Origin of the sequence: Asticcacaulis aquihabitans, assembly GCF_032490435.1 — a bacterium.
In the GTDB taxonomy this organism is placed as follows: domain Bacteria; phylum Pseudomonadota; class Alphaproteobacteria; order Caulobacterales; family Caulobacteraceae; genus Asticcacaulis.
The window spans coordinates 66,104-87,932 of sequence record NZ_JAVGWM010000002.1 but is presented as its reverse complement, the minus strand read 5'-3'; the positions used below and the strand labels follow the sequence as shown (position 1 = coordinate 87,932).

16 protein-coding genes and 1 pseudogene are annotated in these 21,829 nt (G+C 59.1%); 13 read left to right on the top strand and 4 right to left on the bottom strand.

Translation table 11 applies throughout. From position 1 onward, the window contains the following. The first annotated feature begins 19 nt into the window (after positions 1 to 19). On the top strand, positions 20 to 3,853 hold the full coding sequence (locus RCJ00_RS07450; protein WP_316221165.1) for a LamG-like jellyroll fold domain-containing protein: 3,834 nt from the start codon (positions 20 to 22) through the stop codon (positions 3,851 to 3,853). 60 nt (positions 3,854 to 3,913) lie between these two features. On the opposite strand, the gene RCJ00_RS07445 is transcribed toward RCJ00_RS07450, so the two are convergent. Beyond that, positions 3,914 to 4,747, bottom strand: a complete 834-nt coding sequence (locus RCJ00_RS07445) for a LytR/AlgR family response regulator transcription factor (protein WP_316221164.1) — start codon at positions 4,745 to 4,747, stop codon at positions 3,914 to 3,916. Positions 4,748 to 4,915: 168 nt separating this feature from the next. Between RCJ00_RS07445 and RCJ00_RS07440 the strand changes: the two genes are divergently transcribed. The 11 genes and pseudogenes from RCJ00_RS07440 to RCJ00_RS07390 all read left to right on the top strand — a co-directional run bounded on the left by RCJ00_RS07440 (position 4,916) and on the right by RCJ00_RS07390 (position 17,212). Beyond that, positions 4,916 to 6,055, top strand: coding sequence for an ABC transporter permease (locus RCJ00_RS07440; protein WP_316221163.1), 1,140 nt, complete (start codon positions 4,916 to 4,918; stop codon positions 6,053 to 6,055). 177 nt (positions 6,056 to 6,232) lie between these two features. Next, positions 6,233 to 7,225: a methionine ABC transporter ATP-binding protein gene (locus tag RCJ00_RS07435; protein WP_316221888.1), complete on the top strand. Its 993-nt coding sequence runs from the start codon at positions 6,233 to 6,235 to the stop codon at positions 7,223 to 7,225. Then, on the top strand, positions 7,222 to 7,896 hold the full coding sequence (locus RCJ00_RS07430; RefSeq protein WP_316221162.1) for a methionine ABC transporter permease: 675 nt from the start codon (positions 7,222 to 7,224) through the stop codon (positions 7,894 to 7,896). The genes RCJ00_RS07435 and RCJ00_RS07430 overlap by 4 nt, the downstream gene beginning before the upstream one ends. A 10-nt stretch (positions 7,897 to 7,906) precedes the next feature. After that, on the top strand, positions 7,907 to 8,701 hold the full coding sequence (locus tag RCJ00_RS07425; protein WP_316221161.1) for a MetQ/NlpA family ABC transporter substrate-binding protein: 795 nt from the start codon (positions 7,907 to 7,909) through the stop codon (positions 8,699 to 8,701). Positions 8,702 to 8,907: 206 nt separating this feature from the next. After that, on the top strand, positions 8,908 to 10,062 hold the full coding sequence (locus tag RCJ00_RS07420) for an FIST signal transduction protein (protein ID WP_316221160.1): 1,155 nt from the start codon (positions 8,908 to 8,910) through the stop codon (positions 10,060 to 10,062). After that, a complete protein-coding gene (locus RCJ00_RS07415) occupies positions 10,062 to 11,963 on the top strand; it encodes a putative bifunctional diguanylate cyclase/phosphodiesterase (RefSeq protein ID WP_316221159.1) in 1,902 nt (633 codons plus the stop codon). Before RCJ00_RS07420 ends, RCJ00_RS07415 begins: the two co-directional genes overlap by 1 nt. A 247-nt stretch (positions 11,964 to 12,210) precedes the next feature. Then, positions 12,211 to 12,579, top strand: a pseudogene (locus RCJ00_RS07410) (TlpA disulfide reductase family protein); the annotation flags it as partial. Beyond that, complete coding sequence (locus RCJ00_RS07405) at positions 12,488 to 12,820, top strand: DUF4266 domain-containing protein (protein ID WP_316221157.1); 333 nt, start codon at positions 12,488 to 12,490, stop codon at positions 12,818 to 12,820. The pseudogene RCJ00_RS07410 and the gene RCJ00_RS07405, both read left to right, overlap by 92 nt. Beyond that, positions 12,811 to 14,229, top strand: coding sequence for a DUF3570 domain-containing protein (locus RCJ00_RS07400; protein WP_316221156.1), 1,419 nt, complete (start codon positions 12,811 to 12,813; stop codon positions 14,227 to 14,229). The genes RCJ00_RS07405 and RCJ00_RS07400 overlap by 10 nt, the downstream gene beginning before the upstream one ends. An 8-nt stretch (positions 14,230 to 14,237) precedes the next feature. Continuing rightward, positions 14,238 to 15,146 carry an FAD:protein FMN transferase gene (locus RCJ00_RS07395; protein ID WP_316221155.1) on the top strand — a complete coding sequence of 303 codons (909 nt, stop codon included), beginning with the start codon at positions 14,238 to 14,240 and terminating at the stop codon, positions 15,144 to 15,146. Continuing rightward, positions 15,131 to 17,212, top strand: a complete 2,082-nt coding sequence (locus tag RCJ00_RS07390; RefSeq protein WP_316221154.1) for a protein-disulfide reductase DsbD family protein — start codon at positions 15,131 to 15,133, stop codon at positions 17,210 to 17,212. Before RCJ00_RS07395 ends, RCJ00_RS07390 begins: the two co-directional genes overlap by 16 nt. A gap of 53 nt (positions 17,213 to 17,265) precedes the next feature. On the opposite strand, the gene RCJ00_RS07385 is transcribed toward RCJ00_RS07390, so the two are convergent. Then, the gene (locus tag RCJ00_RS07385; RefSeq protein WP_316221153.1) at positions 17,266 to 17,460 is read right to left on the bottom strand and encodes a hypothetical protein; all 195 of its coding nucleotides are present in this window, start codon (positions 17,458 to 17,460) and stop codon (positions 17,266 to 17,268) included. Between the two features lie 368 nt (positions 17,461 to 17,828). Between RCJ00_RS07385 and RCJ00_RS07380 the strand changes: the two genes are divergently transcribed. Further along, entirely contained in the window at positions 17,829 to 18,836 is a 1,008-nt protein-coding gene (locus RCJ00_RS07380; RefSeq protein ID WP_316221152.1) for a LacI family DNA-binding transcriptional regulator, read from the top strand. Here RCJ00_RS07380 and RCJ00_RS07375 read toward each other — a convergent pair. Continuing rightward, the gene (locus RCJ00_RS07375) at positions 18,833 to 19,723 is read right to left on the bottom strand and encodes an ROK family protein (protein ID WP_316221151.1); all 891 of its coding nucleotides are present in this window, start codon (positions 19,721 to 19,723) and stop codon (positions 18,833 to 18,835) included. The genes RCJ00_RS07380 and RCJ00_RS07375 overlap by 4 nt on opposite strands. Beyond that, on the bottom strand, positions 19,720 to 21,525 hold the full coding sequence (locus RCJ00_RS07370; RefSeq protein ID WP_316221150.1) for an alpha-amylase family glycosyl hydrolase: 1,806 nt from the start codon (positions 21,523 to 21,525) through the stop codon (positions 19,720 to 19,722). Before RCJ00_RS07370 ends, RCJ00_RS07375 begins: the two co-directional genes overlap by 4 nt. Positions 21,526 to 21,829 lie beyond the last annotated feature (304 nt).

Sequence of the window (21,829 nt, the reverse complement as noted above, 5' to 3'; positions counted from 1 at the left end):
CCGGATAGGATTGGCTTTATTGAGCCTTTTCAGCTTGGCGTGGGCAGGGCAAGGGGACGCAGCGGGAACGGGAGCGGACAGCAGCGGCCTCTTATTCCATCTGTCCGCCGACAAGAGCCTGATTGCCGATTTCGCCCGTGGTGACGGCGTGCCGAACTTTGCTGACAAGGTGGCCATCGTGCCGAACGGTATTTCCGGCGGCGCGCTTCAGACGAACGACGATAATGTCCTCAGTTGGAAAGCGCCAGGCAATATCTACGCCCAGCGCGGCACGGCGTCCTTCTTCTGGCGCTCGCGCACACCCGTGGGCCGTGGGCCCTTTGTCATCTATCGCGTTGGTTATGCCGATCATACCAGTTGGGACATGGTTTGGTTGCGTATCGACTGGAATGGCCACGGCTACGATGCGTTTGTGACAGACAATAACCTGGCGCGTATTCGCGTGTCGTTCAAGCTCGATCAGTTGCCCGCACCGGATGCCTGGACGCATCTGGCCTTCACGTGGGATGAAAACACCGGCGTAAAACTGTATGTCAACGGCAATGCCGTCGCCGCCAAGTCCCAGGTGGCCGTACTCGACAGCGGCCTCGACCAATTTGGCATGGCCGCGCGGGCGGTTTCGCCGCACCAGGTCATGAGCCGCTATAACTTCATGCGCGGCAGCGACTATGATGAACTGCGCATCTACGATCATGGGCTCGATGACCAGCAAATCGCGACGCTGGCGCGCAATCAGGCGCCCGACGTGCCGGCCCAGCCCGCGGCCAGTCTGAGCGATGCAGCTACCCGGGCCGAGTGGAACCTGCGGTACGGCTGGAACCGGCCCGGCGATACGCCGGTTGCCCTGAGCGCGCCGGTGACATCTATCCGCAAGGTCGAATTCGCCGATACCAAGGATATAAAGGCCTTTATGTATAAGGCGACGGACGGCATCAGCGAAACGACCTGGCCCGGCGTCTACAATCGGTCCCGGCTGCCCGGCCGCAATGATTATTTCCCTTTGCCCGACTGGAACACCTATGTCGACGGCGGCAAGACGCTAACCCTGACCTTACCGAAGGAGCCTTGGAACCACCTTGAGATTCAAGGGGCGGCCTATGGCAGCCTGACCTATGCCGCTGACGCGGAGGGTAGGCCCCGCCAGATCGCGACGCGGGCCAAGGATCAGGAACGGACTTTCAACCAATTTGCCGAACCGATGACCGGTGGCGTCCTGCGCTTTACCAATATCGCCCAGGAAACGCCGATTCAGGAGATAGCAGCCTACAATATTACGCCGGGTGCGGTGCCAAAGGGTACAGTCACACAAACCTATACGGTAAGAAGCAACGCGTTGCCCGATTCCCCCAATTTGACGGAACTGAACACCTTCATCGCGGGCCGCTATACGCCGGATGCGCGCACAACCGTGGTCGCTTTGCCGGATGCGGCCCCTTCAAGACCCGCACCAGCGGCCGATGGGCGCCGGCTTCCGCTAGTGCATGTTCTCATTCCCTATGAATACGGCGCCTCGCCCGCCAATTTGATGCTCTATCGTTCGTGGGGATATGGTTGGGAGAACATGCATGACGGCCTGGACGGAATCGCCATCGATCTACCCGCGCTGAACGTCAAGCCTGGGCCGGACGGTCTTTATCCGCTCAATATCCAGGTCAAGGACCCGATTTGGCCGGAACGCAATATGTTGGATATCACCGTATCAGTTAAGCCAAACGAGGCGCGTACCCTGTGGTTCGACCTGCGCGACCGCATCCTGCCCAACAAAAGCCTGTACCTGACCTTTGCCGGTTTCGATCAGGACTTCGACGCCGCTGCCCTTAACGGCACGAAGATACGTCTTGTCTTTAAGGATCGGAAGGCGGCGTTGACCGAACACATTGCGGATCGCTTCAACCAGGTGAAGGACAACTGGGGCTTCCTCGTTGAGGAACATACGGCCAGCAAGCGTGAACGCCTTTATGAACGGGTCGTCGCCGATGCGACCGACTTGCTGCGTGTCGATCCCGATAATCTGCTGGCAAGGGAATATTGGGCCGATATCACCTTCGGTAGCCAAGGTGTCCTGCCATTTACCCAGCCGACACCGCCCGCCGGCGTACCGTTATGGGCCTTCCGGCAGTTGGAAGACTTGAAGGGCGTGCGCCAATTCGTCAACTGGTGGATCGACAACCGCCAATCCGATTTCGGCGACTTCGGTGGCGGATTGTCCGACGATTCCGACCTGGTCGGACAATGGCCCGGCCTTGCGCTCATGGGCGTCGACAGTGAAAAAATCCGCGTCTCCCAGATGCGCGTGGCTGACGCCATATACCGTAACGGTATGATGACAAATGGATTGTCGACCATCATGACCGACGAATTGCACGTCTATGAAGAAGGCATCAATACCAATAGCGGCGCGATGTATCTGAACTATGGCAACCCCAAGGTGGTCGAACGCCTGATGACCACGGTTGCTGCCTATGACCGTATCATTTCAGTCAATAGTGCCGGGCATCGGCACTTCAACACCAATTGGTACAGCGGGACGGATAGCTACCGCGAAGGGCCGTGGGAATGGGGTAAATACTATTCGTATCTGGTGCTTCATCCCGGCATTCTGATGGGCGAATTCAACGGTGATCCGACCAGCAAGACGGTTGTGACGGGCTTAGCTGACGGTATCCTGGCCCACGGCAAACCGGACGCGAAGGGCATCATGACGTTTCCAGATGAAATCAATTGGCGGACGGATGCCACGCGCGGTGATTTACCGGCCGGGTCCGCACCGATGCAGATATTCTGGACTGCTTATCGCTGGACCGGTGACAAGGCGTATCTCGCACCGATTTTTTCATCCGTTGAAAAAGCCAATAAATCCGACTCCTTCACGGTCGGCGGTGCGCGCATCGTGGCTGAAGCCGACAACATACGCCCCATCGCCAGCCTGAACGAAGATCTGGTCAATGTGCTCCACATGCAGGATAGTTGGGGCGCGGCGGCGGTGCGCAAGGCAAAGGCTGGCGGCGGCAACCTGGAAAAATTCGTTGCCTGGGAAATGACGGGCGACAAGACTTACCTGGAAGACCTGTATGCCGCCGAACTGAAAAAACAGGGGACTACCCTGTATACACAGACCGAGGGGCATTGGTGGACCGACCGCGTCGAGGCCGACAGCCAGTATCTGCAACGCTCGCGGCTGGGCGGCGTCGCTACGGTGCGCGGCAACATATACCCCGGCAACACAGTAAGCTGGGCCTTCGCTGAGCCGGAGGACGCGGTGAAGGTTGCCATTCTGATGCCGAATGCAGCGCGCGACCAGTTCAAGGTCATCGCTTACAATACCAGTGACCGCCCGGTCCGGGCAACTTTGACGGGATGGAATGTAACCGCCGGCCAATGGCAGGTGACATCGGGGTCCGGCGATGCCAACGATAACCTGACCGGGGTAACGGACACGGCGACGATCGCGTTCGAAAAGACAGTTGGCGTGGACGTATCCTTCCGCCCGGGCCAGACCACGGTGTACGAGTTCAAGCTCATGACCCCCACAGACGCGGTGGAAGGCCGGCCCGACCTCGGCATAGGCGTGGATGACGTCGACGTGAAGCGAGGACGCATCAGCGTTACGGTTCATAGCCTCGGCATTCAGGCTGCGCCGGCGGGTTGGGTCGAAGTGATCGATGCAGGTGGCCGAGTGCTGGCGCAGGCGAAGACGCCACCCCTGCCAGGGTGTGCGGACCTCAAGCCTCACACTGCCAGGGTCGAACTCAAGCTGGCGAACCGTACGACCGTGGCAGGCCTCAGCGTTCGGGTACGGCTGGCCGACGGCAAGGAGATCACGCAACTAAACAACGTCGTCACCCTGCATTGACCCCGGGATTCAAAAAGGTCTGACGCAGGGCAGGGCTGGTATGACTGCCTGTGGTCAACGCTAGACGTCCAGGTTTTTCCTGAACCGGCGGCTGCCCCGAATCTGGTGACCGGTCTTGAGCGTCACGGTGAAATCACCCGATGGCGCCAGGGCGACGTCACTTAGAAACAGGCGGTTGATCATATGGGACCTATGGATGCGTGTAAAAGTACTGGCGGGCAATCGCGACTGAAAGGCGCCGAGACTGTCGCGAACGAGCCAGGGCCGTTCGCGGCCACTGACGAACAGTTCAATGTAATTGCCGGCGGCGGATATCCATAGAATCTGGTTTTGCGCGACGTAGTGTACACGGTTGTCAATCTTGATGCTGATATGTCCCGTCGGGTCTGACGGCGTGTCCTTTCGGCGGGTGGCGATTAAGCAATCGGAAATCCAGATCATACCGACGATCACCGCGTAGGTCAGGGCATCCTTGCGTGCCTCATAGATGAGTTGCAGCGACAGGTTGCCGGTCGAAAAATCGTAGGGCGTTCCGCCGACCGAATAGATTAATTTGCGAAGGGCTACCATGATCCCGACGTGCAGCATGCAGAAAACGCAGGCCGCCAAAACGTGTAGGATCACCAGCCGGCTTCTTGGCAAGGCGCGCTGCGATAGGCGCCGATAGAACCGGAAGATCAGAGGACACAGGACAAGAATGGCGGCCGCGCTGCTGCCCCCGTTCATGGCGGGCCACAAGGACACATCCCCGGTTCTCAACAGGCCGTCGATCCATTCCGACGTGATGTTGGTTGCGACGACAACCGATGTCACAGCGCCAACCATGATCAGCAATGGCGTCAGACGCAGCCCGTGAGTATCCGCCAGCCACCCGCCGGACAGTCTCGATGCCATCTTCATAACCGTTCGTCCCTTGTCCGCAACCGTCTGCGTCATCGCAATTAACGGGATGGCGGCGCCTGTGTTTATCCGTCTTTTTAAGCACGCTGTCGGTCAGCGCCGCAAGGGTCAAACCGTGGTCGACGCACGTGCCCTCTCTCTTTCGAAGGCCGTAAACCATCTATGTCACTTGCCTTTCTAACCCTGCTCTATGAATGGCGGCGCTACGTCACCGCCATTGTTGCCCTGGCTGTTTCCGGCCTGCTTGTCCTGTCGATGGTCGGCATGTTTGTCGGCATGGGAAAATCCAATACCGCGACCGTTGACCATTCGCCCGCCGAGGTGATGATCCTGTCGCCGCAATCTGAAAGTCTTTACAATAATGGCTTCAGTCAGCCCCGCCGGCTCATACCGATGATGTATAATCACCCCCAGGTGCTTGAAGCGCAATCCTTCGATACGGGGTGGGCATCCTGGGCCAACTTCCCAAAGGCGGGGCAGCCCTCGAAAAGCGAAGGCGTCCTGATTGCCATAGTGGACCCTGTGGAAGGGTCCGTGACCTTGCCGACGGACTTCAGCGCCCAGGCGGTTGACGCGTTGAAGGCGCCCTATTCGGTTCTGATCGATAAATCTGCCCTTGCCCGCCTCGGCGTCGCGAAAGGAGACGCGGCGAAGATTAACGGACGGCGTGTCCAGGTCAGCGAAATTATCGAAGGCTATCCGGCGCTGTTCAATTGCACGATATATATGTCGCGGCGTACGGCTGAGCTGCTGCAGATTTTTCGTGAAAGCAACCGCGTCGGCGCCATTATGGTCAAGATCAGGGACCCGCAGCTTGCCCGGCAGGTAGCGGCGGAAATCAACGCCATGGGGGGCGGGGAATACCGCGCGTGGACACGCGAAACCCTATCGGAGCGCAGTCAGATCGCCCTGCTCAAGGAAGGGGGCATTTCCATAATTCTGGGCTTCAGCGTCGTTGTTTCGACCTTCATAGGCGTGGTGATTACCTGGCAAATTCTCCAGGGCGCTATTACGGCGAGTATCAAGGAGTTTGCCGGCCTGCGCGCACTGGGCGTGCCGATGTCAAGCCTGCGTCTCATTGTGATGGAATTGAGCCTATGGGTCGGCATTCTGGGCTTGGGGCTGGCGGGTGTGTTTACGGGGCTCGTCTGGTGTCTGGCCGGGTGGATCCATGTCCCCATGTCCTTTCCGCCCTATGTCACGCTTCCGGTCGGCGTGGGCCTGCTGATGATCGCGGCTGTATCCGGCTTTTTTTCCCTGGGCGTGCTGAATAAGGCGCAGCCGGCGGATTTGCTCCGATAACAATTTAGGCCTCGGCGAGACGGCTTGCCGAGCGTGGAAGAAAGCGGGGCTCAACTGAGGCTGATATCCTTTCCATTAATGAAGACAAAAAGAGTGTAGATTTAAAGAACAGCCTTTACGTTGCGCGCCTGCATCCGCTACAAACCGCCCTTGTCTTCTTAGGATCAGATCGTGTCCCTGATACAATTAAGCGATGTGGCCAAGCGGTTTGCCTTGAAGGGGCGTAGCCAGGATGCCTTAGCAGGTGTCAGCCTCGGCATTGCGCGCGGTGAAATTTTCGGCGTTATCGGCCCGTCGGGATCGGGCAAATCGACCCTTATACGGCTTATCAACCGTCTGGAGACGCCGACACGCGGCACCGTCGAAATCGATGGCGCAGATATTGGCAAGCTGAGCCAGGCGCAATTGTCGGTACTGCGTCACAAGCTCGGAATGATCTTTCAGTCATTTGGCCTGCTGTCTTCTAAGACGGCGCGCCAGAACGTCTTATTCGCCCTGCAACTGGCCAAAAAGACCATCACCGCCGACGATCAGCGCCGGGTCGATGACCTGCTGGCGCGGGTTGGGCTTAGCGAACATGCCGATAAATATCCGGCCCAGTTGTCGGGCGGCCAGAAACAGCGTGTCGCAATTGCTCGCGCTTTGGCCAATGCGCCCGATATCCTGCTGTGCGACGAAGCAACGAGCGCGCTCGATCCTGAATCGACGCAGGGCGTGTTGACCTTGCTGGCGGAATTGAACCGCGATCTGGGCCTGACCATCGTTGTGGTTACGCATGAAATGGATGTGGTGCGGCAAATCTGTGATCGTGTCGCGGTTTTGGACGCCGGCCGGATTGCTGAGGTCGGATCGGTAGCACAGGTCCTGTTCGATCCGCAAAGCGAGGCTGCCAGGGCCTTGGGCCGCCATCTGTTGCCACATGCGCCGGTCGTGGCCGGTGCGACGGATACGCGTCTGCGTCTGACCTATTTCGGCGATGTGGTGACCGGCGACGCCCTGAGCGCAGCCACACAAGGCGTCAATGTGCGATTCAGTATTCTGGCGGGGCAGGTGTCTGAACTCAAGACGGGGCCCTACGGCCACCTGATCGTCGATATTTCCGGGTCTGACCGCGAGCGGGTGATTGAGCGGCTCGCCGCCAGCGGCGTTCGCGTGGAGGCGCTGTCATGACCGAACTTAGCCAGTTTTTCAGTCATATAGACGGCATGGAAGTCGCCCTGGCCAGCTGGCAAACCCTGGCCATGCTGGCCGGTGCGCTGATATTCAGTGTTATACTTGGGCTGCCGGTAGGCATCTGGTTGTCCGTGACGTCGCCAACCGGCCTGGCGCCGAACAAGTTCAGCTACGGGCTGCTTAGCCTCGTCGTCAATGTGATGCGCTCGATCCCGTTCGTTATCCTCTTCATCCTCCTCATTCCTGTGACCCTGGCCCTGGTCGGTACCTCACTTGGCGTCAAGGGCGCGATCCCGCCGCTGGTCCTGGGGGCCGCGCCGTTTTTCGCGCGCCTCGTTGAAACCGCCCTGCGCGAGGTCGAGCACGGCGTGGTCGAAGCGACACGGGCCTTGGGCGCCAGCAAACGCCAGATCATCCTCCACACCCTCCTGCCGGAAGCTATGCCGGGCCTGATCGCCGCGGTGACCATGACTGCCATCGCGCTCGTATCCTATACCGCCATGGCGGGCGTTGTCGGCGCCGGCGGATTGGGCGACCTGGCCGTGCGCTACGGCTATCAACGGTTCCAGACCGATGTCATGGTGGTCACGGTTGCGCTCATTGTCTTGCTGGTGCAGGGCCTGCAGATGCTCGGCGATGCGCTGGTTTCGCGTTTTCATAAAAGATAGGAATACGGTCATGATCTCTCGTCGTTTGTTCGTCCTGTCGGCGCTGGCCGTCACCGCCTGCGCCAAACCGGCGGCGAAGGCCAATGTGCTGACGGTTGCCGCGACGGCCGTGCCACACGCCGAAATCCTGAAGGCGGTCGTGCCGGACCTCGCGGCCAAAGGCATCGATCTACAGATAAAGGTGTTCAACGACTATGTTCAGCCCAATCTGCAGGTCGACCAGAAGCTGATCGACGCCAATTACTTCCAGACCTTGCCGTACCTCAATGCCTTCAACGCCGAACATGGCACACACCTCGTGCCCGTTGTCGGTGTTCATGTCGAGCCGTTCGGCGCCTATTCGCGCAAGGTCAAATCGATTGCCGATCTGAAACCCGGAGCCGTGATCGCTGTGCCCAACGATCCGACCAACACCGGTCGCGCGTTGATCCTTTTGCACAAGAATGGCCTGATTACCCTGAAGGACCCCGCCAATATCGCCGCCACGCCGAAGGATGTCGTAGGCAACCCGAAAGGCTTTGTATTCAAGGAACTGGAGTCGCCCTCCTTGCCACGCGTCCTGGGCGAAGTTGACCTTGCGCTCATCAATACAAACTACGCGCTGGATGCAAAGCTTGATCCGCAAAAGGACGCCCTGATCATCGAAGGGCCAGATAGCCCCTATCTCAACTATCTGGTTGCCCGGCCGGACAATAAGGACGACCCGCGCATCAAGGCCCTGGCAGATGCGCTGACGTCACAGAAGGTCCGTGATTTTATAGCGGCCACCTACCATGGCGCGGTTATCGCCGCCAAACCGGTTTAATCCAACGCCTTACAAACTACCTGCCTGAGGCAGTCGGACGCATAGCGTACCGACCCATTAAGCATGTCCGTTCATGCGCCCTTAAATCATTCGCGTAATAGTGTTATGCAATCGATTGTAAGGTCGATGAAAAGTTGGTGTGTCGCGTAACATGTGTACCTGTGTATCATCGGGCCGTGTCTTACGTTGAGAAAGTAAGGTGCGAGATGTGGACCCAAAAACTGGACCTGACGGGAGATGCAGGTCATCTTCCGGTCGAGAGGCAGTTGAACCGGTCACCCGACCTGGTGCTGGTATTCGGCCAGACAGACGGCCTGAGCGCTCAAGCAGCATCACGAAGCCTCAAAACGGCGTATCCGGATGCCCACATCATGGGTTGCAGCACGGGTACGACCATTGTCGGCAACCAGTTGTGTGACGACGGGATGGTCGCGATGGCCGTGGGATTCGACCACACGCGTCTGCGTTCGACCAGCGTGCGCTTTGACGACGCCGAAGATTGCCGCTCCGCCGGACGTGAACTCGGCAAAATACTGATCGATGCTGACCTGCGTGCGATCTTTCTTTTGGGTAACGGCTTGAATATCAATGGCAGCGCCGTCGTTCATGGCCTGACCGAAGTCGTCGGACCACAGGTCAGCATCAGCGGCGGTTTGGCCGGAGACGGCGCACGGTTTGCCCAAACCCTGGTGCTGGATGGGGGAGTCCCCAGTTCCGGCGCAGTGACGGCCTTGGGATTTTACGGCGGGGCGCTCCGTCTGGGCTACGGCACCGCCGGTGGCTGGGACGTCTTTGGGCCGAGGCGGCAGATAACCCGATCTGAGGGCACAGTTTTGTACGAACTGGACGGCAAGCCCGCCCTCGATCTCTATGAAACCTACCTGGGCGACGAAGCTGCAGACCTGCCGGCATCGGGCCTCTTCTACCCCCTTGAAATCAGTGATCCGGCGCGTCCGGACGAAAAGCTGGTGCGTACGATATTGGCTGTGGACCAAGAGGCCAGAAGCCTGACCTTCGCCGGTGATATTCCACAAGGATGGAACGCACGGCTTATGCAGGGAGACCCCAGCCATCTGGTGGCCGGTGCCGAGGACGCCGCCACCCAGGCGCTTTGCGATCTGCAAAATGGCGACGACAGCATTCATCCGACCTTAAGCGTGTTGATCTCCTGCGTCGGGCGACGACTGCTTATGGGGCAACGCGCCGGTGACGAGGTGCGAGCCGTAACCCGTTTGCTCGGTGAGCAGGATGGCCAGATCGGCTTCTATTCCTATGGCGAAATCTCGCCCTATCCCAATTCCATCGTGAGCGGACTGCACAATCAAACCATGACTCTAACCTTGCTGGCAGAGGTGGCGTAATGGACAAGCCTCTGCACAGTCTCCTTGCCCAACAGCTCGGCGATGCCAGCGAGTCTGGCAGTCTAAACCTGGAACAGTTTCTTCAGGCCATAAATGAGGCCTATGCCGAAACGGATCGCCAACGCGTTCGGACAAGTCGCGCGAACCGCCTGATGGCGGAAGAAATCGAGCTTCAGACAGACAGCCTGCGTGCGGCCCTGCGTACATCCGATATCCATAAAATCCGGTTTGAAGCCGCCCTCGACGCCATGCCCCAGGCTTTGAGCTTGTTCGACTCTGGTGAGTGTCTGGTGGTGTGCAACAAGATGTTCAGGCAACTCTACGCGCTCCCGGCCGACTTTAAGCCGGAGGGGCGGCGGCTGACGGATATCCTGGCGCACAGCCTTCTAGGCGATGGGGCCGGCACGATGGACGCGGCGACGCGGTTGCAGGGGCAACTGGCCATGATGGCGCACATTGGCATACCCGTGTCCATCGCGGGCAAAATTGAACAAACCTGGCCGTCGGGTCAGGTGATTCGTATTTCACGTAACCCTGTGGATGACGGCGGATTTATTGATCTGACAGCCGATATAACCGAGAGCCATTCTGCCTCGGCGCGCATCGCGCACATGGCCCACTATGACACCTTGACGGACCTGCCCAACCGGACCCTGTTCCACGAGCGGCTGGCGGCCGCCGTCAATAGATGTGGGCGGAGTCGCAATAGGCGATTTGCTTTACTGTGCATGAATCTGGACCGCTTCAAGGTGGTGAATGACACGCTTGGCTACCCCGTCGGTGACGCCCTTTTGATCCAGGCGGCCGAACGGCTGCGCTCACTTTTGCGTGTCGATGATCTGGTCGCGCGGCTCAGCGGTGACGAGTTCAGCTTGCTGGTCACCAATGTCAAACGCGCTGGAGATGTGCACAGACTCGCCGATCGCATCATCAGCCGCTTAAGTGCACCCTATCATATCAAAGGGCACCAGGTTGTGGTCGGCGTCAGTATCGGCATAGAATTCAGTGACGATGCTACCCTGTCTGCGGACGACTATCTGCGCAATGCTGATCTGGCTTTGAGCCAGGCAAAGGCGGAGGGGCGGGGATGCGCTTGCGTGTTTAAAGATCACATGCATGAGACCGTCGATCGGCGGCGTCAACTGGAGCTCGAACTCCGTCATGCGCTTAAACGCAACGAATTTGTTGTCTGGTACCAACCGCAATTTTGCGTAAAACAGGGCATAATCAGCGGCTTTGAAGCCCTGGTTCGCTGGCAGTCGCCCCGCCGGGGTCTCGTTTCTCCGCTCGAGTTTATCAGCCTGAGCGAGGAAACGGGCCTGATCGATGAATTGGGCGCTTGGGTCTTGCGCCGCGCCTGCGCCGATGCCGCGGCCATGCCCGAGCACCTCTCCATCGCAGTAAACCTGTCGCCGGTGCAGTTCCGTTCGCGCGGCATTATAGACACCGTAAAATCAATCCTGAGGGAGACCGGCCTGGCGCCGCATCGCCTGGAACTGGAAATTACCGAAGGCATCATGATTGCGGATGCCCAGGAAGCCTTGCAAATCCTGCGTGCGCTTAAGGCGCTCGGAGTCAAGATTTCTCTCGACGATTTTGGTACGGGCTATTCCAGCCTGAACTACATTCGCACCTTCCCGTTCGACAAGATCAAGATCGATCAGTCCTTTGTTCGCGATCTGGGGCATTCCGACGATAGCCTGGCCATCATAAGAGCTGTATCGGGTATCTGCACCAGCCTGGGTATATGCTCCGTCGCCGAAGGGGTTGAAACCGACGACCAATTCCAAATTCTGAAGACGGAAAAATGTGACAGTCTTCAAGGCTACCTGTTCGGGCGTCCAACGCCGGTCGAGGCGACTAGGAAGTTTTACGAAGTGGCGCTTCAAAACTACGGCTAGCGGCATGGCGTGATCTCCGCCAAAAATCGTCGCAGCCCATTACGAGTCCGTTCCATGGATGGTGTCTATCCGGCAAGTGGCCAGCACAGGATGGACAATGCCCCGGATAGATATTTCATTAGCACCGAAGACGCGAACACGTCCGACGGCGAAACAGATGCGTGGCCTTGCTGCGGCTTGCCTGGCGTTTGCCGGCAGCCTGATGCTGGGCTTCAACCCGGCGCGGGCCGCCGACGGCCCTATCGACCTCAGTGCCTATAAGGGCAAGGTGGTTTATCTTGATTTCTGGGCGTCCTGGTGTGGTCCCTGCAAGAGCTCCTTTCCGTATATGGAAAATCTGAAGGCGACGCACGCCGGCGACGACCTGGTTATCATTGCCGTGAATCTCGACCATTCCCGCCAGAAGGCCGATGCCTTCCTAAAGTCGCTCAATAGCGACTTGAATGTGGTTTACGACCCCAAGGGATCGCTCGCCAGCACCTATCGCGTTAAAGACATGCCCACCTCATTGCTTATTGGGCGCGATGGTCGGGTCCGGTACGTGCACAACGGTTTCTTCCCGGCCCAGACGGCCGAATACCGCGCTCAAATTGAAAGCCTGCTTCGTGAAAAATAGATGTCAATCGATGCGCCGGGCCGTTGCCGCCGGTGCCGTATTCACCTTGTTATGCTTGAATGGACTGACGGGCTGTTCATCCCTTGGCGTCAAGCCTTGGGACCGTGATTTGCTCGCCACCCGTGCCATGGCCTTGAACACTCACCCCCATATCACAGCTGCGGATGATCACATCTATTTCAGCAAGGAAGGCTCGACCGGCGGGCGTGGTTTTGAAGGGGGAGGTTGCGGATGCAATTGATCCAATCGACGCCCGCTGCTCTTACACGCACACTGGGGCTGCTCACGGCTTCGCTGTTCGCCGCAACTGGCCTTCATGCCCAGGATCTGTCGCCGGCGGCCAGTCACAGCGCCTATGGGCCATCGCCTGACGCGCGCACGCCGAGCAGCGATACCAATAGCGATCTGGGCCTGACACGGGTCGATACGGCTATCTTGTTTTATCAGGAAGCCGGCGGCCGGGTTAAGGCCACCGAACCGGTTACCTCCGTTACCTTTAACGGCTCGGACGGCGAAATCCTGAGCGTCAAGCTCACCGCCGATTCGCTCACCGGTGCCACGCCGAACGGTGCAGCGCCATGGAAAGCCACCCAGACCTTCATCTCCCCCAGCAAAAGCAAGGGCGTGCAGACGACCACGACCAGTGCGTCGGGACACAGCCAGACAGTTACCTTGCCCGGCACCGATATCGTCGCCAGCCAGTACACGGCCGATCCGCACGTCTTGCCGCTGGATTATGGTTTCAAAGACACGCGTTATGCGGTGGATCTCGGATATTCCACGCCGATAGACTCCGTCACGCGTCTATCGTTCGGCGGCGGGTTGTCGACCGAGCGGGATTTCAAGTCGCTGTCGGGATCATTCGGTCTGGCGCGCGACCTGTTCGACAAGAACACGACCGTATCGGCGGCGGTTAATCTGGAATATGACACATCGAACCCGTATTTCGGTACGCCCCAGCCGCTGACCGAGATGAGCGCGCTTGAAAAGGGCGCTAACCAGACGAAAACGGTCATCAATGCCGTACTGGGGGTGACTCAGGTGATGAACCGTAACTGGCTGGCCCAGGTGAATTACAGCGTAGGCAGCGCCAACGGGTATCAAACCGATCCCTACCGTCTTATCTCGGTCGTTGATGGTACCGCCGGCGCACCCGTCAGATACCTTTATGAAAGCCGCCCCAAGTCCCGTATCCGCCAGAGCCTATATGTTGGCAACAAGATAGCATGGGGGCCTACGGTCACGGATATTTCGGGCCGGTTGTATCACGATAGCTGGGGGATAAACTCTGTAACGGCAGAAATCGCCGAGCGGGTAGCCATCACCAGCGCTTTATATGTCGAACCGCACCTGCGGTACTACAGCCAGTCCAAGGCGAATTTCTTCCGGGATTATCTCGTCGACGGTCAGACGCTGCCGGACTACGCGTCTTCGGACAGCCGCCTTGGCAAGTTCACGGCAACAACCGTGGGACTTAAGGTGGGTTTGAAAGTGACGGCAAACGGCGAACTCTATGTGCGTGCCGACTCCTACAATCAGGTGGGCGCGGCACATCCGGCGACGGCCATAGGCGACCTGAAAACCGAAAACTTGTTTTCGGGTATAAAGGCCACCAGCGTCATCGTCGGCTACACCTTCGCTTTCCAATAGGCGGACGCGTGTCTTACACCGCAGTCTTACGGCCTCAGGGCCTGCTCGCCGCAGCGGAAAATGGTTTCGTCTACCGGTTCGCTGCCATGGGCTCTCCGTGCGAAGTTCGCATGGAGACTCGTGATGCAAGTCTTGCGCTCAGCCTCGGCGAGATTGCCGAGGCTGAGGCCCTGCGCATCGAACAGAAATATAGTCGCTATCTCAAAGACAGTTGCGTGTCTCAGATCAATCAAAGCGGCGGCAAAGCTGTCGCCTTGGACGCCGAAACGGCCGGTCTGATCGCTTACGCCGACCAGTGCTATACCCTCAGTGCGGGACAGTTCGACATCACCTCCGGTGTCTTGCGTCGGGTCTGGCGTTTCGACGGCTCTGCCAATATTCCTTCGCCGGAAGAGGTGGAAGCCGTACGTGATCGTGTGGGCTGGTCTAAGGTCGGATGGCATCCGCCTGAAATTTCACTGCCGCCCGGCATGGAGATCGACCTTGGGGGGCTGGCCAAAGAATATGCGGTGGACCTGGCTATTCAGCAATTGCGGACGGTCAGCGATACACCCGCCCTTGTTAATTTTGGTGGCGACCTGCGTGTCAGCGGTCCACGCGCCAATGGCGGCCGGTGGCGCGTGGCCATTGAGTCCGTCGAAGATGACAGCGGGACGGAAGGGGTTATCGAATTGTCCGATGGCGCCATTACGACCAGCGGCGACGCCCGCCGTTATCTTTTCAAGGAGGGGGTGCGTTACGGTCATATCCTGGATCCGCGAACCGGCTGGCCAGTTCGCGACGCGCCTCGGTCGGTGACCGTCGCCGCACCGACCTGCGTTGAAGCGGGCATTTTGTCCACCCTTGCCATGCTGCATGGGCGGGACGCGTTGACTTTCCTAAAATCTGAAGGTGTAAAAGCATGGGTTCTGTCCTGAAGGCGGTGATTTACGCCCTCGCATTGAGTCTTGTGCTTCCAATAGCGGCGCAAGCCGCGACAGACGATGACGCTATCGCGATCACCCTTACGGCGGCGCATGATGGTATCGCGCCGGGCGGTGAGCTTGGTCTTGGTGTGGTCCAGAACCCTGCGCCGGGCTGGCATACCTATTGGCTCAATCCTGGTGAGACTGGTGCGCCTGCGGAAGTCACCTGGCAATTGCCGGCGGGCGTGACGGTTGAACCGATCCAGTGGCCGACACCGCGCCGGCTGGAGTTCAGCGGCATGGTGACCTATGGCTATGAGGCGCCGTCGACGCTCATTACGCGATTGCACGCGGCCAATACTCTTGCCGCGGGCACGCACCTGACGATCAAGGCGCACATCGACACACTGGTTTGCCGCGACGTATGCGAACCCGTTAGCCGCGACCTTTCTATAATAGTCCCCGTTATGCAGTCGGCACCCAAGGGAGACCGGCTGGCGGCAGCGATGGCTGGGTTGCCAAAGCCACTGTCGTTTAACGTAGCGGCGACGCAGCGGGATGGACGTGCTGTTTTTGATTTCACGGCACTCGAAGGCAAGCCATCACTGCATCTGTCCGACGACCAAGTTCGCGGCGCCTATTTCTTCAACGAATCAGCCGATGTGATGGCGCCCGCTGCGAAGCAGTCGATCACCGCCTTGCCCACGGGCTTCAGGGTGACAGTGGCTGCGCCTCGGCCCACCGTAGCCGGTCCCGCCATGGCCGGCATTTTGACGCTCGGCGACGGGCAGAGTTTTCGCATCAAAGCTTCGGCAGTGCCCGCGCCTCCGAGGTCGGCGGGCCTGTCATGGGCCGCGCTCGCCCTGGCCGTTGGGCTGGCGTTCTTGGGCGGTCTCGTCTTGAATCTTATGCCATGCGTTTTTCCGATCCTGTCGATGAAGCTTCTGGCGCTGACGCGCACTGGCCGCGAAACCTCTGCCGCACGAACCGAAGCGCTTCTGTATGGCGTGGGCGTCATGCTGAGTTTTCTCTCATTGGCTGCCGTGCTGGAAGTCGCCCGCCTCCTTGGGCATTCGCTGGGTTGGGGGTTCCAGATGCAATCGCCGACGGTCACGGCGGCCTTAAGCCTCATCCTGCTTCTGGTCGCGCTGAATATGTCGGGCCTGTTTGAAATTGGACAAGGCTTGCAATCCGTTGCCGGCAATACGGCCGGTCGCATGGCGCGCCTGTCACCCTCCGCCAATGCGTTTTTGACTGGGGTATTGGCCGTCGTCGTAGCGGCCCCTTGCACCGCTCCGTTCATGGCGACGGCTGTTGGTGTGGCCCTGGCACAAGGGGGAGGTGTGTCGCTGGCCATTTTCACGGCGCTTGGCCTGGGATTCGCGGCCCCGTTTGTAATCATGGCACACCTGTTGACCCGTATCCCGGCCGTGACGAAATATCTGCCTAAGCCAGGGCACTGGATGAGCCGCCTGCGTCACGCCCTGGCCGTGCCCATGTATACTGCGGCGGCGTGGATGGTGTGGGTGTTTGCACAGCAGGTCAGCCCGACCGGTGTCTGGTTGCTGGCCTTGGCGCTGGTCAGTATTGGCGCAACACTGATATTTTCCCGGTCGTCACCCTGGATCAAAGGGGCGGGGATGGGATTGGGCGTCCTGGCGGGAGTTTTCGGCGCGCTGCAAGCGCCGGCCGCGGGAACGGCATCGGCAACGCTCGCCACCATTCCCTATGAGTCTTTTTCTGCGTCGCGCCTGACAACCTTACAGGCACAAGGCCGACCGGTTCTCGTCGACCTGACGGCGGCCTGGTGCATCACCTGCAAGGTCAACGAACGCTCAGCCCTGTCAGATGGTAAAGTCATAACGGCGCTGAAAGCGTCGGGGACTGTCTACATGGTGGGGGACTGGACGCGCCAGGATTCCGGTATCACGGCCTACCTGCATACATTCGGGCGCTCGGGGGTGCCGCTCTATGTCTATTATGCGCCGGGCCGCGCGCCTGTCATTTTGCCTCAGGTGCTGAATGCCGGGGCTCTGGTCAAAACCCTTGCGCCAAATGCCGTTAAAGGAGACGCCTGACGAAAGGTCCTGGCCAGGTGAGGCAGGCGGGGCCTTTCGCCGGGGTGAAGCAGCTAAGACTTCATAGACGCTTGGGCAGCTGCCGACAGCGTAACGAGTGTAGCCGGTCCACGACCGCCTTGCGAAGCTTGGGCTGCGCCGGAACCACCGGCATGATTGTCACCGTCGTGATCCGGATCGGATACCTTGGGTACGCTTTGTACGGATGACGCAGGTGAATAGGCGCTTATCGCGCTGATAGAAGTCATGACCTTGTCTTTCTGATAAGGAATAGCGACGCTGAATCAGGGCCGTTCGTCTGGTCCCGGCGGGATGCGTTGGAGCACGGTCCACGAAAAAATCCTGCGCTCGCAGACTTAACAATACATTTAAATATCAATATATTAGCCGGATATCCGTTGTCACATTAAGGTGTTGTCAAAATGGCGGTTTATGACGCTGACGGGGGCGCGGTGTCAGTCTCATGAGCCAATGTTATTGAGGGTATCAGGCGTAGGGGCGGCGTTAGATCTGCCGCGTCATGACGCGGCCGGCTAATACCTGTGTCAAAACCACTTGCCACGGCCGCGTGACTACGCGTACGGTCAAACCGTGCGAACTCAAAGCTTTGCTTAGTATGTCCCGACTGAAAATGGCCGATATTGCCAGGCTGGCAGACGTGTCCGTTTCGACGGTATCGCGGGCGCTTGCCGGCAGCCCAAGAGTGCCCGACGCCCTGCGCAAGAAGATTGAAGCCATCGCCGAATCGCAAGGCTATGTCGTCAACCGTGCCGCCAGTAATTTGCGCCTTCAGCGGACCCAGACGATCGGGTTGGTTCTGCCGATGGGCCACGAGACAGGCCAGCAACTCACCGATCCGTTTTTGCTTGAAATCATTGGCTTCTTATCCGAGGAAGTCATTAAGCGCGACTATGATATCCACTTGACCCGCGTAAAAGCCCCCGGAGAGGGATGGTTGAGAGCCCTTATCCAGTCCCATCGATTCGATGGCATGCTGATGCTCGGGCAAAGCGACCAGCATGCCGCGATCAATGACGTGGCCCAGCGCTATCGTGAGATGGTGGTCTGGGGGGAGCGGCTGCCAGATCAGCTTTACTGTTCCGTAGGCGTGGACAACGTGTCGGCGGGGCGCATGGCGACGGAGCATTTGATAGGCCTGGGCCGTAAGACCATCCGGTTCATGGGGCCACCCCGAGTCCCGGAGGTCGATAGTCGCTATCGCGGTTATCTCGATGCGATGGACGCCTCGCCTCTGCGCGGAGCGACGGACCTCATCGAGGCCCGATTTACCTATGATTCAGCCTATGAAGCCACCCGCAAACTGCTGCGTGGCCGCGTCAGGTTCGACGCCCTGTTCGCCGCCTCCGATGTCATTGCCCATGGTGCGATGACCGCCATCGCCGAAGCCGGTCTGTCTGTGCCGGCTGATATAGCGATTGTCGGGTTCGATGACGTTGCCATGGCGCGTTCGCTCAACCCGCCTTTGACGACCATCCGTCAGGACCTGCCTTTGGCAGCCAGCCTGATGGTCGACCTATTGTTCAAGCGCATGAATGGCGAAATGACGTCTTCGGCGCAGATCCCCGCAAGCCTTGTTGTCCGCGGCTCCAGCGGTGCGCTTTAGGCGCTGGCGGCCAGCGCGATGGCGCCGAGAACGCCCGCACGGTCGCCCAAAGCGGCTGGTACGACGTAGCTGTCAATCGATTCCATCGTGCTCAAGGCTTCGATATAGCCGGCGAGGCTGGCATGAAGGGTCGTGCGCGCTTGGGCGAGAACGGCGGGCTTGAGCCCAACGCTTCCACCGATGATGACGCGCTGAGGGGAGGCAACCAAGGTGACGGAATGGAATAGCTGGGCCAGGTAGTTGCCGACAAGCCCCCAGACCGGGTCCGTATCCGGCAGGTGTTCGCCGCGTTTGCCGGTACGCTGTTCGACCGCCGGTCCGGACGCCAGACCTTCGAGGCAGTCTCCATGAAACGGACAGCAGCCGGTAAAAGGATCTCGTACCGGATCGCGCCGGACCAGGATGTGGCCGGCTTCGGGATGGAGCAAGCCGTGCGCCGGTCGGCCATTCATGATCAAGCCCAGACCTATGCCCGTGCCAACCGTTACATAGGCGAAGCTATCCAGCCCCTGCGCACCACCGAAGGCGCCTTCACCAAGGGCGGCGCCGTTCACATCGGTATCGAAGGCAATCGGCAGGTCGGGAAAAGCGGCAGAAATTGGGGCCAGAAGATTGTAGTGGCTGTAACCGGCTTTCGGTGTCAGGCCGAAAGAGCCATAGCGCGCATCTGCTTTATTGACACGGATGGGGCCGAAGCTGGCTATGCCTATGCCGGCAACGGGGCCGTGCTGAGCCATCAGTGCGTGCACGCTGTCTATAACGGCAGAGAGCGTTTCATCCGGATGCCCCGTCGGCACGCGTATGGGAACGCTCAGGTCTTCAGGGCCGGAGCCATGCGCCAATACGACCTTGGTGCCGCCCATCTCTATGCCGATAAATCTCTTCATGGCATCATCATCCAGACCAGGCCATAAGGGGGCAATGTCTGAACAGTCGCGTTGGTGATCAGGTCGTGTCCGTGCAGGCTGGGGGGCATGAAAAGGGGCCTATCGCTCATATTGGCAAGGCAGCTAAATGTGCCCTCAGGGAGGGCGCGCTCGACGCACAGAATCCGGTCATCCCCGACGCTGTGGCTTTTCGCCGGTGCGCTGGACGACCAGTTCGCAATATTGGCGACGATGTGGTTCAGCTTCAAGAGGTAAGTGAACATGACGCCTGCGTCCGTATCGGGCGCATGACGTGTCTCCGCCAACGCCCAATCCATTTGCGGGCGATGCAGCCAGCGCAGTTCCTGCGCCTTTTGCGGATCGTCGCGGAAATGCGCATCGTTTCGCATTGCCAGTTCGTCGCCCATATAGATCATCGGGACGCCATCCAGGGCATAGGTCACCCCATAGACCAGCTTCAGGCGGTCCAGGCCAAAGATATCCTTGCCGACGCCACAGAGGCTGGCAGCCATCCCACATGTCGATGGCGCCTGCCCGGTTGGCGCCTGAAAGGCCAGACCGTCCGCAAAGCCGTCGCCTTGTCCAGCATAGAGATTAGACCAGTGCCACAGCCGGTCCTGGCTGACCCATCCATTCAACGCCTGCCATATTATATCGTCGTGGCATCGGACATAGTTGAGCCAGGTACCGTGAGGCGGCTTTTGTTGGGTCAGGCGCAGAGCGTCGCTCATGGCGCCGGCGTTTCCTTCCGCCAGAGCGCCCCAAAGCGCCGTCATCGGCGTATTGTCATATGCCAGATCGCATTCGCTTTGCGAGGCGTCCGTCCCGAAATAGCCGAGCACTTCGTCCAGTCCTTCGATGGCTTCGGCCAGTAGAAAAACGCCGGGGGCAGCGACCGACAGGTAGCTGCGGAAGGCCTTCAGGATATCATGTGCCTGTGGCAGGTTGCGGCATATCGTGCCTTTGATTTTCCACAGATAGGCCGCCGAATCCAGGCGAAAGCCTTCCACACCCGAATTGGCCAGGTCTAGCAGAACATCCAGCATAGCCAGAAAGACCTTCGGGTTGGCGTAGTTTAGATCCCACTGGAAAGGGTAGAAGGTGGTCCACACGAACGCCTGCACATCCTCATCCCAGCTAAAGCTGCCCGGCGCGGTATCGGGAAACACATCCGACAGATGGCGATTCCATTCGTGCATTTCTGTGCCTGTTTCCACCTTGATGTAAAAATCGGCATAGGCTGGGTCGCCGGCTACCCAGCCCTTGGCCCAGGCATGTTCCTTGGCGGTGTGGTTGCATACGACATCGAGGACAAGTGAAATGTCATTGGCGCGCAGGGTGTCGGCCAGGACGACCAGATCGTCGAACGTGCCCAGTCTCGGATCGACCTCATGATAGTCCATGACCGCGAAACCCCCATCGCTGTTGCCCGCGCGGGGCTTCAGCAGCGGCAGGGGGTGAAAAAGGCCTACGCCCAATGCCTTGAGGTAGGGAATGGTGTCGATGCAGCCGGTAAGCGTGTCCGAAAAGCGGTCGATATAACAGCAGTAGGCGGGGCGGCCGGGGCGCGCGAACCATTTTGGCGTATTGAGACGCGCCGAATCGAGCGCTTTCAGGTCGTCTGGCCTTACGGCCTGTGCCTTGCGCACCCGGGATTCGATCTCGGCGACAATGACCTCGAAATCGGCGCGCTCGCCGTACAGATTGCGAAGGCAGGTTCTGGCAAGGCTCAGCAGGTCGTGTTCCCGCATTGTTTCGGAGGCGATATGTGCCGAAGAAAGGTGGGCCGTATCGGCAACCATCAAAGTCTCCTGGAGTGTAATAGGCCCGAAAAAGACCGTCTCCTACGCCGCCAGGCGAGCGAAAGAGACGGGGAAGACAGGCTGTTTGAAGGGCGATGACGCGAAATTCATCGTCCATGACGGCTATACCAATTCGTACAAACGTTTGCAAGATTTATGTGGAATTTGCAGCGTGCAGATCTATAAATGCACCCACGCGGGGAGAATTAGCGACATTTTAGCCACTTTCCGCGGCCAATGCACGGACGAGGCCGCATTTTTATTGCAAACGATTGTACAAAGGCCTATCGCTGTTATCAACAGG